The 13,180-nt window shown below is 72.6% G+C and carries 10 protein-coding genes; 3 read left to right on the top strand and 7 right to left on the bottom strand.

The window, feature by feature from the left end; genetic code table 11:
- Window positions 1-182 precede the first annotated feature (182 nt).
- Both ACGH52_RS25455 and ACGH52_RS25450 read left to right on the top strand, forming a co-directional pair.
- Window positions 183-1,397 (top strand): TOMM precursor leader peptide-binding protein, encoded by a 1,215-nt coding sequence (locus ACGH52_RS25455; protein WP_121701354.1) that lies wholly within the window; start codon window positions 183-185, stop codon window positions 1,395-1,397.
- Window positions 1,390-2,805: an AarF/ABC1/UbiB kinase family protein gene (locus tag ACGH52_RS25450; RefSeq protein ID WP_121701355.1), complete on the top strand. Its 1,416-nt coding sequence runs from the start codon at window positions 1,390-1,392 to the stop codon at window positions 2,803-2,805. The genes ACGH52_RS25455 and ACGH52_RS25450 overlap by 8 nt, the downstream gene beginning before the upstream one ends.
- A gap of 106 nt (window positions 2,806-2,911) precedes the next feature.
- On the opposite strand, the gene ACGH52_RS25445 is transcribed toward ACGH52_RS25450, so the two are convergent.
- From ACGH52_RS25445 to ACGH52_RS25430, 4 genes are all read right to left on the bottom strand, one after another.
- Entirely contained in the window at window positions 2,912-3,235 is a 324-nt protein-coding gene (locus ACGH52_RS25445) for a hypothetical protein (RefSeq protein WP_076976178.1), read from the bottom strand.
- On the bottom strand, window positions 3,232-3,600 hold the full coding sequence (locus tag ACGH52_RS25440) for a WhiB family transcriptional regulator (protein WP_003973786.1): 369 nt from the start codon (window positions 3,598-3,600) through the stop codon (window positions 3,232-3,234). Before ACGH52_RS25440 ends, ACGH52_RS25445 begins: the two co-directional genes overlap by 4 nt.
- A 175-nt stretch (window positions 3,601-3,775) precedes the next feature.
- Window positions 3,776-4,105, bottom strand: coding sequence for a hypothetical protein (locus tag ACGH52_RS25435; protein WP_193777505.1), 330 nt, complete (start codon window positions 4,103-4,105; stop codon window positions 3,776-3,778).
- A 164-nt stretch (window positions 4,106-4,269) separates the two neighbouring features.
- Entirely contained in the window at window positions 4,270-6,477 is a 2,208-nt protein-coding gene (locus ACGH52_RS25430) for an ATP-dependent DNA helicase UvrD2 (RefSeq protein WP_399942619.1), read from the bottom strand.
- Between the two features lie 209 nt (window positions 6,478-6,686).
- Between ACGH52_RS25430 and ACGH52_RS25425 the strand changes: the two genes are divergently transcribed.
- The gene (locus ACGH52_RS25425; protein ID WP_030400692.1) at window positions 6,687-6,929 is read left to right on the top strand and encodes a mycoredoxin; all 243 of its coding nucleotides are present in this window, start codon (window positions 6,687-6,689) and stop codon (window positions 6,927-6,929) included.
- A gap of 91 nt (window positions 6,930-7,020) precedes the next feature.
- On the opposite strand, the gene nudC is transcribed toward ACGH52_RS25425, so the two are convergent.
- From nudC to ACGH52_RS25410, 3 genes are all read right to left on the bottom strand, one after another.
- A complete protein-coding gene (gene nudC, locus ACGH52_RS25420; protein ID WP_059300691.1) occupies window positions 7,021-7,965 on the bottom strand; it encodes an NAD(+) diphosphatase in 945 nt (314 codons plus the stop codon).
- A 160-nt stretch (window positions 7,966-8,125) separates the two neighbouring features.
- Complete coding sequence (locus tag ACGH52_RS25415; RefSeq protein WP_399942615.1) at window positions 8,126-9,538, bottom strand: dipeptidase; 1,413 nt, start codon at window positions 9,536-9,538, stop codon at window positions 8,126-8,128.
- A 10-nt stretch (window positions 9,539-9,548) separates the two neighbouring features.
- The gene (locus ACGH52_RS25410; protein ID WP_399942612.1) at window positions 9,549-13,046 is read right to left on the bottom strand and encodes a UvrD-helicase domain-containing protein; all 3,498 of its coding nucleotides are present in this window, start codon (window positions 13,044-13,046) and stop codon (window positions 9,549-9,551) included.
- Between the last annotated feature and the right edge of the window lie 134 nt (window positions 13,047-13,180).

Below are 13,180 nucleotides of genomic sequence, written 5' to 3'. Positions count from 1 at the left end.
GTGTGCGGCTGATTCGTACGACGAATACCCACTGCCTGTGGACAACTTTCGACGCCTCCGAGCGCGTCCGGGCATGCTGGCACCCGCGGACGGCTTCGCGACCGAATCCCGAAGACGCAGGAAGACGCAGGAAGACGCAGGAAGACAAAGAAGTACACGGCAAGACAGACGGGGGACCTGGCATGCATCCGATGGTGAAGCCCGCGCTCAGGCGCGGCTGGCGCGATCTGAACACCGTGCAGTTCGGCATGACACCGGCGCACGCGCTGACGCTGGCACCGGTGGACACGGCGACGGGCAGTTTCCTCGAACTGCTCAACGGCACCCGTGGTCCGGCGCTCCTGCGTGAGGCGGGGAAGGGCATGGACCTGCCGGACGGGCATGTCGACCGGGTCGTGGAGCGACTGGCGCGGGCCGGTCTCCTCGACGACTCCCGGGGCGGCGGGCCGGCCGCCGACGCCCTGCGGAAGAAGAAGGAGGTCCTCGACCGGCTCCGCCCCGACCTGGCCTCACTGTCCCTGACCACGTCGGAACCGGGCGACGCGATCAGACACCTGGCCGCCCGACGCGCCCAGCGGGTGGGTGTGCGGGGTGCGGGACGGGTGGGCGCGGTGCTGGCGGGGCTGCTGTCGGGCGCGGGCGTCGGGGAGATCGACGTGCGCGACGGCGGACGCGTCGAGCCGTGGGACGTCGCTCCGGGCGGCCTGCCCGCCGAGTCCGTCGGCGACCGCCGGGACGAGACGGCCCGCCGCGTGGTCCGCCGGGCCGCCCCCGACCGACCACCGCGCCGAGGCCCGACGACACCGCCCGAGGACGACGCCCCGGGGTTCTGCCTGGTGGTCGTCGCCCCGCGCGACGATGTCGCGGTGCACACACCCGACCCGGCCGCCGCGGAATCCCTGATGGCTTCCGGCACGCCCCACCTGTACGCCGGTGTCGTGGAGGGCACGGGCGTCGTCGGCCCCCTCGTCCTGCCCGGTGAGACGGGGTGCGCCGGATGTCTGCACGCCGACCGCACCGACCGGGACCCGGCCTGGCCGCGGCTCGTGGCGCAGTGGCGCTCGGGCCGGCAGCGCCGGGTACCGCCCTGCGACCTCACCCTCGCGACGACCGTCGCCGGGTTCGCGGCGGCTCACGCGCTCGCCTTCCTGGACGGCCGGACGCCGTCGAGCACCGGCGCGCGCTGGGAGGTCGCGCTGCCCGGTCTGCGGTGGCAGGTGCGGCCGGTCCGGCCACACCCCGGGTGCCCCTGCGGAGCGGCCGGGAAAGGTAAGCAGGAACACATCCCCGAGGACGGGGGGCGGCGCGCGACAATGGCTGGGCAAGGGCCGTCGGCGGACCTGCGCCACGAGGTGCAACCGACACGGCCGGCTGGGACTTGGAGGGCGCATGTCTGATCTTCCGCGCAAGGCGGTCACCCGGACCGCCAAGCTCGCCGCGCTTCCGCTCGGCTTCGCCGGGCGGGCCACCTGGGGGCTGGGCAAGCGAATCGTGGGCGAGTCCGCGGAGATCGTCGGCCAGCAACTGCAGCAGCGCACCGCGGACCAGCTGTTCAAGGTGCTGGGCGAGCTCAAGGGCGGGGCGATGAAGTTCGGGCAGGCCCTGTCCGTCTTCGAGTCGGCGCTGCCCGAGGAGGTCGCCGGTCCCTACCGGGCCGCGCTGACCAAGTTGCAGGAGGCGGCACCGCCGATGCCGACGCGCACCGTGCACTCCGTGCTCGCGGAGCGGCTCGGTGAGGACTGGCAGGACCTGTTCCTGGAGTTCGAGGACAAGCCCGCCGCGGCCGCCTCCATCGGCCAGGTGCACCGGGGGGTGTGGCACGACGGCCGGGAGGTGGCGGTCAAGGTGCAGTACCCGGGCGCCGGTGAGGCCCTGCTGTCCGACCTGAACCAGCTCAGCCGCTTCGCCCGCCTGCTCGGGCCGCTGGTCCCCGGCATGGACATCAAGCCGTTGATCACGGAGCTGAAGGACCGGGTCTCGGAGGAGCTGGACTACGGCCTGGAGGCGCAGGCCCAGCGGACGCACGCCGAGGTCTTCGAGGACGACCCGGACATCGTGGTACCGGACGTCGTCCACCAGTCCGAGCAGGTGCTGATCACCGAGTGGATCGACGGCATCCCGATGTCGGAGATCATCTCGAACGGTACGCAGGAGCAGCGCGACCGGGCCGGCCAGTTGCTGGCCCACTTCCTGTTCTCCGGTCCCGCGCGCACCGGGCTCCTGCACGCCGACCCGCACCCCGGCAATTTCCGGCTGCTGCCCGGCGGGCCTGAGGGCGAGGACGACTGGCGCCTGGGCGTCCTGGACTTCGGCACGGTCGACCGCCTGCCGGGCGGCCTGCCCGAGCCCATCGGCGAGGCCCTGCGCATGACGCTGGACGGCGAGGCGGAGGCCGTCTACGAGATGCTCTGCGCGGAGGGCTTCGTCAAGGAGTCGATAGAGCTGGACCCCGACGCCGTTCTCGACTACCTCCTGCCGATCATCGAGCCGGCCCGGGTCGACGCGTTCACGTTCACCCGCGGCTGGATGCGGAGCCAGGCCGCCCGCATCGGTGACCCCCGCTCCCCCGCGTACCAGTTGGCCAAGCAGCTCAACCTGCCGCCGGCGTACCTGCTGATCCACCGCGTGACCCTGAGCACCATCGGTGTGCTGTGCCAGCTGGGGGCCACCGTCCGCCTCCGCGACGAGCTGGAGGAGTGGCTGGTCGGTTTCCTCGCCGAGGACGAGGCAGAAGAAGCGGACGAGGACGTAGCCGAGGAGGGCGAGGACGTGTACGAGGTGGAGGAGACGGCCGCGGAGGCCTGATCCACCGGTTCCGCACACGCCCCGGGGGCCGGTCCGTTCGGACGGACCGGCCCCCGGGGGCGGAGCTTCATCTCCCGCTGGGAGACCACCGCTTCAGGTGTGTCGGTTACTGCATGACCGCCATGGCCAGCGCACGCCGGGCACGCAGCGAGGCGCGCTCCGCCCGGCGCTGCATCCGGCGAGCGGTCACCAGGCGCAGCGCCCGGCGTTCCTGCTCGGCCTCATGCAGGCGATCGTGCATATGCGCACGTGCCAGGGCTTCTGGGATGAGTTGCATTTCACGGGTCCTGTTCTGACGCGAGTCCTTCGCGTCACTGGTGGTGAAGTCTTCAGGCGCGGTGCCTGCGATGTCGTGGGTGGACGGCTTCATCGGGGCCTGCTTCTGGGGGTCGTACGTGAGGGGGCGGTCGATCGTTCCTGCGGTGTTCATGCCGAAACCGGGTTCTTGCGCGGGCGGCCACGGGGCCGCTTCCGGGCGACGACGACACCCTGGACGAACAGCTCTCCACCCCAGACACCCCAGGGCTCACGCCGCTCCTTGGCACCGGCGAGGCAGGCCTCGATCAGCGGGCAGGTGCGGCAGAGGGACTTGGCGTACTCCACGTCCGCCGGCGACTCGGCGAAGAAGACCTCCGGGTCGTAGGAGCGGCAGGGGACGGGCACGCCGAGGTTCTCGATGGCGTCGTCGAGCGCGGTGAGCGCGGTGAGCGGGGTCAAGGTGGAGTCCTCCGTGGAACAGGGCTTGGGGATCGTGTCGGAAGGCGGTACGGACGGGGCGTGCGCTTCGAGTTGCACGGGTGGTCTTCCTCGTCTGTTCGTTCCGGCCGGTTGACCGGGTGGCGGCTTGGTACCGGGTTCTTTTCTTGTCCCGAGGCTCCTTCGTGCTGTCGCCCCCGTTCGGGGACAAACAGAAGGGCCGCGGATCCCGGGTGGGGTTCCGCGGCCCTGAAGGCGCCGGCCTGATCGGCGATCAGGCTGGATCACTCCAGGGTTCTGGCCCACGGAAGGCCCACATCAGGTGGTGCTGCGTCGTCTGCTTCCGGAATCCGGCACCGGTCGCGGTAAAGGCATAGGCCTGCGCCTGTGCCGTTACTGCTGCTTCCAGTGCCTTGGTCGGTCGCTCATTGCGCTCGCGGACGGGGAGGCCCGCGGGGGCAGCGACGGCGGCCGGACGCACGGCAGGAATGCCGGACAGACCGGTGCCCGAGTGAGAAGCGCCGAGAGTGCACAGGGAGACGGCCGAGCGATCGGTCATTTTGGCGGTGAAGCTGACGACGAAGCTGCTGTTGATGCTGATCACTGGGCTCGCCTCCTCTCGGCGTCTCGGGGGACTGGGACGAACCAGTCCGCGGATATGCAAGTACAACACGGATTCAGGGCCTCCGGGAAGGCCGCTGCTCCCGTGACCAAGAACCTATGGGGATTCCCGGGGCATGCGCAAACTATTTTTTCGACGAGTTTGTATCAGTCGTCCTCGTCAAGCCCCACACCGTCCTGGCCTGCGCAGATGGCCAGGACGTCGGCCCCGTAGCGGTTGAGCTTGCGCGCCCCGACCCCTGGGATCCGGGCCAGCTCCCGCTCGTCCTCCGGGACGGACTCCGCGATCGCCATCAGCGTCTTGTCGGTGAAGACGCAGAACGCGGGCTGCCCGCTGCGTCCCGCCTGCAGCGCCCGCCACTCGCGCAGCCGCTCGTAGACGCCCTCGTCCATGTCGGACGGGCAGCCCTCGCAGCGCATCAGCTTCATCTCACCGGCGTCGGTGAGGGTGCGCCCGCAGACCCGGCAGCGGGCCGGCGTCCGCTGGGTCCGTCTCGGCGCGGGGGCGACGGTACCGCCACCGCCGCCCCGGAACCCGCGCTCCACGCCTCCCGGGCCCCCGGCGGCTGCTCGCCCGCCCGCCGTGCCCGAACCGGGGCGCAGTCCCTTCAGGAAGCGGCTGGGCCTGCGGCTCGGCCGGCCGCCGGGCGACCGGGCCAGTGACCAGGACAGGTGCAGGCGTTCACGCGCGCGGGTGACACCGACGTAGAGGAGGCGGCGTTCCTCCTCGATCTGCTCGTCGGTCTTTGCGTAGGTGATCGGCATCATGCCCTCGGCGACGCCGACCAGGAACACGACGTCCCACTCCAGGCCCTTGGCCGAATGCAGGGAGGCGAGGGTGACGCCCTGCACCGTCGGGGCGTGCTGGGCGCTCGCCCGCTCGTCGAGTTCCACGACCAGGTCGCTCAGGCTGGCCCCCGCTCTGGCGGCGGCGAAGTCCTGGGCCAGGCCGACCAGGGCGGCCAGCGACTCCCACCGCTCCCGCACGGCACCCGACCCGGCCGGGGGTTCGGTCGTCCAACCCTCCCCCGACAGCACCGCGCGCACCTGCGAGGGCAGGTCGACGACGTCGTCGAGGAGCGAGTCGTTGCCGCCGAAGCGCGCCGCGGCCCGCAGGGCACTGCCGGCCTTGCGCACCTCCGGCCGGTCGAAGAAGCGCTCCGCGCCCCGCAGCTGGTACGGCACCCCAGCGTCGGCGAGCGCCTGCTCGTAGGTCTCGGACTGGGAGTTGGTACGGAACAGGACGGCGATCTCGGCGGCCGGAACCCCCGCGTCGATGAGCTCGCGGATGCGGCGGGCCGCTCCCTCGGCCTCGGCCGGCTCGTCGGCGTACTCGGTGTAGACGGGCTCGGGGCCCGCGGGGCGCTGGGAGACGAGTTCCAGGCGGTGGTCGGCGGCTCGCCCCCGGGCCTGGGCGAGCAGGCCGTTGGCGAGGTGGACGACCTGCGGGGTGGACCGGTAGTCGCGGACCAGCTTGACGACGGTGGCTCCGGGGTGGCGGCCGCGGAAGTCGAGCAGATGGTCGGGGGTTGCTCCCGTGAACGAATAGATCGTCTGGCTGGCGTCGCCGACCACGCACAGGTCGTCGCGGTCCCCGAGCCACAGCTCCAGCAGCCGCTGCTGGAGGGGGCTGACGTCCTGGTACTCGTCGACCACGAAGTGCTGGTACTGGGCGCGGACCTGCTCGGCGACGTCGCGCCGGTCCTGGAGGACGGCCACCGTCAGCAGCAGCACGTCCTCGAAGTCGATGACGGAGCGGGCGCGCTTGAGGTCCTCGTAGGCGGCGTACAGCTGCGCGATCTCCGCCGGGTCGCGGGGTGCCTCACGGCCGGCCTTGGCCGCCGCCGGGGCGTAGTCGGCGGGGACGGTCTGGGTCACCTTGGACCACTCGATCTCCGCGGTGACGTCGCGCAGCTCGCCCCGGTCGAGGCGGATGCGGCAGGCGGCGGCCGCGTCGGCGACGAGCTGGATCTTGCGGTCGACGAGCCTGGGCAGGGAGCCGCCGATCGCTTTCGGCCAGAAGTACTGGAGCTGCCGCAGTGCCGCCGAGTGGAAGGTGCGGGCCTGCACCCCGGCGGCGCCGAGCTGGCGCAGCCGACCGCGCATCTCACCGGCCGCACGGTTGGTGAAGGTGACGGCGAGCACGCTGGAGGGCTGGAGGATCCCGGCCCGCACCCCGTAGGCGATGCGGTGGGTGATCGCCCGGGTCTTGCCCGTACCGGCTCCCGCCAGCACACACACCGGGCCGCGCAGGGCGGTCGCCACCTCGCGCTGCTCGGGGTCGAGCCCTTCGAGCACCGCGTCGGCCGAGTCCGGTACCTGCGGGAAGAGGGTGGAGTGCGTTGCTGCTGTCACACCGCCATGCTGCCAGGTCTCGCGAGACGGGTGAGTCGGTTGTCCACAGGCACGCACCGATAGTCGTACCGATGCGACAGGCATCACGCCACAGGCGTCCCGTGCGGGGAATGCGCGACGGGAATGGTCGCGCCGTCGCGGGCGTTCCCCTCCTGCGACCTCACCCCCGAGACGCCGCTTTCCCGAGTCGCCGAAGGAGCACGAGAGACATGCCGGGCACTGTGACGATGTACAGCACCACGTGGTGCGGCTACTGCCGTCGGCTGAAGAGCCAGATGGACCGCGAGGGCATCGCGTACACCGAGGTCAACATCGAGCAGGACCCGGAGTCCGCCGCGTTCGTGGAGAAGGCGAACGGCGGAAACCAGACGGTGCCGACCGTGCTCTTCCCCGACGGTTCGACGCTGACGAACCCGTCGCTGGCGCAGGTGAAGCAGAAGATCGGCGCGTAGTCGGCAGGCCAGGACGCGGTCAGTCGCAGAAGTCGACAAGGGCGGCCCACTCCCGTCGCGGGAGTGGGCCGCCCCTCTTGTGCCCTCGGGCTCAGAAAGCGCCGCGCGTCGGCAACGGCCTGCCGTACCAGAGCTCGATGAGGCGGGCGGCGATCGAGATGCCGTAGGGCGGCAGCACCTCGCCGGAGTCGAAGGCGGCGCCCAGTTCCTCGCGGGAGAACCAGCGGGCCTCGTGGATCTCGTCGCCGTCGACGTTGATCTCGGTCGACGTGGCGTGGGCCATGAAGCCGAGCATCAGGCTGGACGGGAAGGGCCACGGCTGGCTCGCGACGTACTCGACCGGGCCGACGGTGACGCCGACCTCCTCCTGGACCTCGCGGCGCACCGACTGCTCGATGGACTCCCCGGGCTCCACGAAACCGGCGAGGGTCGAGAAGCGGCCCTCGGGCCAGTGCACCTGGCGGCCGAGCAGGATGCGGTCCTCCTCGTCCGTGACCGCCATGATCACCGCCGGGTCGGTGCGCGGGTAGTGCTCGGCGCCACAGGCGGGGCAACGGCGGATGTGTCCTGCCGCGGCGATGACGGTGCGCTCGCCGCAGCGGGAGCAGAACCGGTGCAGACGCTGCCAGTTCTCCAGGGCGACCGCGTGGGCCATCAGCCCGGCGTCCCGGGGCGACAGGAGCAGGCCGGCCTCGCGCAGGCCCGCGGGGCGGGCGGACTGGTCCATGCGGCCGGGCAGCGAGTCCTTCTGGAGGGCGAAGTAGCTGGTCCCCTCCTCGTCGGTGCCCAGGAAGTAGCGGTGCGCCTCGGTGAGCGGGGCCTCGAAGGAGGGGGTCATGACGAGTTCGGTGGCCCCGTCGGGCGTCTCGTCGATCAGGACCTGGCCGCCGGAGACCACGAAGCAGCGCGTCGAGGGGTGGCTCCACGCCGCCGCGAGCCAGGCCTCGTCGAGGCGGTGGTGGGCGGCCCGGTCGATGCCGCTGGGAGCGGTGAGCGAGATGGGACGGTCGGCGGTGTGGTCGGTCCAGGTGGTCACGGGTGCTTCCAACTCCCCCGGTGAGCGGTTCGGTTCGGCAGGCGGGTTCAGCGGTTCGTACGGCGGGCGGTGACCGGGTCCGGGAGGGCTCGGCGGGGCGGGGCGGCCTTTCCAGTGTGCCGCGCGCGACGCCGGTCGGGTCCCGGACCGTGCGCGGCGATCAGGGCACGGGACGCCAGTGCTCCGCCAGGTCGCCCCAGAGGTGGGCGGAGGTTTCGACGCCCTTGAGGAGCAGGTCCAGTTCCACCTTCTCGTCGGGGGCGTGCCAGCCGTCGGACGGGACGGAGATGCCGAGGAAGAGCACCGGCGCTCCGAGGACCTCCTGCAGGTCGGCGGCCGGCCCTGAGCCCCCCTCACGCGTGAAGCGGACCGGTTTCCCGAAGGCCCGGCCCATCGCGCGGACCACGGACCGCAGCGCCGGGTGGTCCAGCGGCGTCAGGCACGGGCGGGTGGCGGAGCTGAAGGCGATCTCGCAGCGGATGCCCGGCGGGACCTGGTCGTCGGCCCAGGCGCGGACGGCCTTCTCCACGTGGCCCGGGTCCTGACCCGCGACGAGGCGGAAGGAGAGCTTCACCATGGCGGACGACGGGATGATCGTCTTGCTGCCCGGGCCCTGGTAGCCGCCGCCGATGCCGTTGACCTCGGCGGTGGGGCGGGCCCAGAGGCGCTCCAGGGTGGTGTGTCCGGCTTCGCCGTGGGCGGCGTACGACTTGGCCGTGCGCAGCCACTGCCGCTCGTCGAAGGGCAGCTCGGCGAAGAGCTCGCGTTCGCGGTCGGTGAGCTCCTCCACTCCGTCGTAGAAGCCGGGGATCGCCACGCGCGCGTGCTCGTCGTGCAGGGCGGCCACCAGGCGGGCGACGGCGGTGGCCGGGTTGGGGACCGCGCCGCCGAAGGAGCCCGAGTGGATGTCCTGGTCGGGTCCGTGCAGGTGGATCTCGCACTCGGCGAGGCCCCGCATGCCGGTGCAGACGGTGGGGGTGTCCTCGGACCACATGCCGGTGTCGGAGACGACCACCGCGTCGGCGGTGAGCCGCTCGGCGCGCTCCTCGACGAGGGCGCGGAAGTGCGGGGAGCCGGATTCCTCCTCGCCCTCGATCAACAGCTTGAGGTTGACCGCGGGGGCGGTGCGGCCGGTGGCGGCGAGATGGGCGCGGACACCGAGTGTGTGGAAGAACACCTGCCCCTTGTCGTCGGCCGCCCCGCGCGCGTAGAGACGGTTGTCACGGACGACGGGGTCGAAGGGGTCGCTGTGCCAGCCGTCCACGCGGGCGGCGGGCTGTACGTCGTGGTGGCCGTAGACGAGGACCGTCGGCGCCTGCGGGTCCCCGGAGGGCCACTCGGCGAAGACCGCGGGGGCGCCGGGGGTGGGCCAGACCTCGGCGGTCGGGAAGCCGGTCTCCTTCAGTTTGGCGGCGAGCCAGTCGGCGCTGCGGCGCACATCGGTCGCGTGGTCGGGCTGGGCCGACACGGACGGGATGAGCAGCCAGTCGACGAGGTCGTCGAGGAAGGCGGCGCGGTGCTGTTCGATGTACGTGCGGACAGCGCTGACAGCATTGTCAACGGGGTGGCTCATGCCTACGAGCCTATCGGCCCGCGCGGACACCCCGATCGTGCGGTTCGTCACCGACCGGCTCGGCCAGCAGCAGCTTCTCCAGCGCCGCCCGGTCCGGCAGACCCCGGGGCCGTACGACCTCGCCGGTGCGTACGTACAGGAAGGCGGCCGTCACCGAGGCGAGCGGCACGTGCTGTTGCTCGGCCCAGGCGATGCGGTAGAGCGCGAGCTGGAGCGGGTCGGCGGTGGCGGCGCGGTTCGTCTTCCAGTCGACGATCTCGTACGTCGCGGTGTCCGAGTCGCCCTCCTTGTACACGGCGTCTATACGGCCGCGTACGACCCGGCCGGCGAGCGAGAGCTGGAAGGGTGCCTCGACGCGGAAGGGTGTGCGGCGGGCGTACTCGGTGCGCTCGAAGGCGTCCTTCAGGAACTCCAGGTCCTGTTCGTCGGCGATCTCGGCGTCGCCGCCGGGCAGCTCCTCCGGCTCCATCAGGGGCAGCGTCAGGGGTTCGAACCGGGCCTCGACCCAGGCGTGGAACCGGGTGCCGCGGCGCGCGGCGGGCTGCGGCGGGCGGGGCATGGGCCGGGCCAACTCCTGGGCGAAGCCGTCCGGGTCGGCGGCCAGACTCAGCAGCTGGGAAGCGGTCAGCGACGCCGGAAGGTGCACTTCGGTGACGCTCTCGCGGGCGCGCAGGAGCTCGCCGGTGAGCGCGTCGAGGTCGCGGTCCCAGGAGGCGACGGTGCGGGCCTCCTCCGGCGTGAGGCGAGCGGGGACGGGCGCGGGTGCGGCGCCCGGTGGGGGTTCGTGGGGCGGCGGCGCCTGGTGCGGGACCGTGGGGCTCTCCCGCGGGGTGGTGGGGCGGTCCGCGGTCCAGGTGTCCCAGTCGTCGGGGTCTGCGGCCCCGTCGGGATCCGCTTCCTTCGGGAGTGGCTCGTCGTCCTCCGGGGGTGGCGGCCAGTCGGGGTCGTCGTAGGTGCCGGGGTCGTCGTACGTACCGGGGTCGGACGGGAGGCCGCCCTCCCCGGAGGCGAGGCCGTCCAGGTGGGCGAGGACCGTCTCGGCGGCGGCCCGGCGCCGGGCGAGTGCCTCCTCGTCCAGGGGCAGGGGCCAGACCTCGTCGACGGCCGCCCGGTGCAGTGCCGGGTTCTCCTCGCCCTCGGCCGGCTCGTCCGCCCAGGCCTCGATCTCGCCGTGTCCGGCGGCGCAGTGCTCGTACAGGGCGGTGAGGAAGTCGGACGGTCCGCGGGGCTTCTTCTGGCTGGGTCCCCACCAGTGTCCGGAGCCGAGGAGCAGGGAGCGGGGGCGGGTGAAGGTGACGTAGCCGAGGCGGAGCTCCTCGGTGTGCTGGTGGTCCTTCATGGCCTCGTGGAAGGCCTTCAGACCCCGGGAGTCCCAGGAGGCGACGTCCGGCAGGGTCTCGGCGTCGCCGCGCAGGCTGTGCGGCAGCACCTTGCCCTGGGCGGTCCACTTCTCGCGGCCCTGGCCGCTGGGGAAGGTGCCGGTCACGAGGCCGGGCACGGCGACGACGTCCCACTCCAGGCCCTTGGACTTGTGCGCGGTGAGCACCTTGACGGTGTTCTCGCCGCCCGGCAGCGCGTTGTCCAGGCCCTTCTCGTACTGCGCGGCCGTGCGCAGGAAGCCGAGGAAGGCGAGCAGGGTGGCCGCGCCGTCGCCCGCGGCGAAGGACGCGGCGACGTCGAGGAAGTTGGACAGGGTCTCGCGGCGGCGCGCCGCCAGGGCGTGCGGGGACGCCGACAGCTCGACCTCCAGGCCGGTGACGGCGAGGACGCGGTGCAGGACGTCCATGAGCGGGTCGGACAGGGCCCGGCGCAGCTCGCGCAGCTCGGTGGCCAGCCGGGCGAACCGCACGCGCGCGTCGGCCGAGAAGGGCAGCCCGTCGTCGTCCCCGGTGCCGTCCAGCGGCGTCTCCAGGAAGGTGTCCAGGGCGTCCGCCAGCGATATCACCTCGGACGGGTCGACTCCCTCGACGGCCTCGGCGAGCCTCCGGTCGGGGTCGTCGTCGCCCTCCACGCGCGCGTGGCTCACCAGCAGCCGGGCGCGACGGCCCAGGAGGGCCAGGTCGCGCGGGCCGATGCGCCAGCGCGGCCCGGAGAGCAAACGCACCAGGGAGGCGTTGGCGCCCGGGTCTTGGAGAACCTCGCAGACGGCGACCAGATCGGCCACCTCGGGAAGGTGCAGCAGTCCGGAGAGGCCGACGACCTCGACGGGGACGTCCCGGGCCACCAGCGCGCCCTGGATCTCGGCGAAGTCGGTCGCCGTGCGGCACAGGACGGCGATCTCACCGGGTGCCGTGCCGGTGCGCACGAGGTGGGCGACGGAGTCGGCGATCCAGGCGATCTCCTCGGCGTGGGTGCGCAGCAGAGCGCAGCGGACCATGCCGTCGCGTTCGGCGCCCGGGGCCGGTCGCAGGGCCTCCACGCCCGCGTGCATGGCGCGCAGGGGCTCGGCGAGGCCGTTGGCGAGGTCGAGGAGGCGGCCGCCGCTGCGGCGGTTCTCGCTGAGCGCCTGACGGGCCGCGGGCCGTCCGTCCGCGTGGGCGAAGTGCTCGGGGAAGTCGTCGAGGTTGGCGACGGAGGCGCCGCGCCAGCCGTAGATGGCCTGGCATGGGTCGCCCACGGCGGTCACGGGATGGCCGGTGCCGCCGCCGAACAGGCCCGCCAGGAGGATGCGCTGGGCCACGGAGGTGTCCTGGTACTCGTCGAGCAGCACGACCCGGTACTCGTCGCGCAGCACGCGGCCCACCTCGGGGAGTCCGGCGAGCCGCGCGGACAGGGCGATCTGGTCGCCGAAGTCGAGCAGGTCCCGCTCGCGTTTGGCGGCCCGGTAGCGGAGCACCAGGTCGGCCAGTTCGCGGCGGGCGGCGGCGGCCTCGGGGACCTTGCGCAGATCGGCGTTGCCGAGCCGGACGCCCTCCAGGGTGTCCAGGAGACCGGCGTCCCAGGTGCGCAGGTCTTCGGGGCGTACGAGGTGCTCGGCGAGTTCGGCGTCGAGGGCGAGGAGGTCGCTGACCAGGTCGGCGAAGGACCGGGTGAGCGCCGGATAGGGCCCGGGGGCCTCGCGCAGGACCCGCGCGGCGAGCTGGTAGCGGGTGGCGTCGGCGAGCAGGCGGGAGGTCGGTTCGAGACCGAGGCGCAGGCCGTGGTCGGTCAGGAGACGGCCCGCGAAGGCGTGGTACGTCGAGATCGCGGGCTCGCCCGGCGGGTGGTCCGGGTCGATCACGTCCGGGTCGGTCACGCCCGCCCGGATCAGGGCCTTGCGGACGCGTTCGGCGAGTTCACCGGCCGCCTTGTTGGTGAAGGTGAGGCCGAGGACCTGTTCCGGGGCGACCTGGCCGGTGCCGACCAGCCACACCACGCGGGCCGCCATCACCGTCGTCTTGCCCGACCCGGCTCCGGCCACGATCACCTGCGGTGCGGGCGGCGCGACGATGCAGGCCGTCTGCTCCGGGGTGAAGGGGATGCCGAGGAGCTCCTTGAGCTGCTCGGGATCGGTGATGTGGGCGGGCACGTCTCAGAGGCTAGCGGCGCCCACTGACAGTGAGTGCCGGATGTCCCTCCCCGGGCCGGGGAAGCGCAGGTCAGCCCGTGTGGTGCGACGTGTCACACCGGCCGCCCGGCCTCAGCGGCCCGGGCCTGGTCCCA

This window comes from Streptomyces sp. BBFR25 (assembly GCF_044590125.1).
GTDB lineage: Bacteria > Actinomycetota > Actinomycetes > Streptomycetales > Streptomycetaceae > Streptomyces > Streptomyces canus_D.
The sequence above is the reverse complement of the archived record's forward strand: the minus strand, read 5'-3'. Positions and strand labels throughout refer to the sequence as shown.

What these genes read in the sequence shown, in the direction of transcription:
- ACGH52_RS25415 (WP_399942615.1), bottom strand. Translation starts at nt 9,538, where the DNA reads ATGAGCCACCCCGTTGACAATGCTGTCAGCGCTGTCCGCACGTACATC.
- ACGH52_RS25445 (WP_076976178.1), bottom strand. Translation starts at nt 3,235, where the DNA reads ATGAACACCGCAGGAACGATCGACCGCCCCCTCACGTACGACCCCCAG.
- ACGH52_RS25450 (WP_121701355.1), top strand. Translation starts at nt 1,390, where the DNA reads ATGTCTGATCTTCCGCGCAAGGCGGTCACCCGGACCGCCAAGCTCGCC.
- ACGH52_RS25425 (WP_030400692.1), top strand. Translation starts at nt 6,687, where the DNA reads ATGCCGGGCACTGTGACGATGTACAGCACCACGTGGTGCGGCTACTGC.
- ACGH52_RS25455 (WP_121701354.1), top strand. Translation starts at nt 183, where the DNA reads ATGCATCCGATGGTGAAGCCCGCGCTCAGGCGCGGCTGGCGCGATCTG.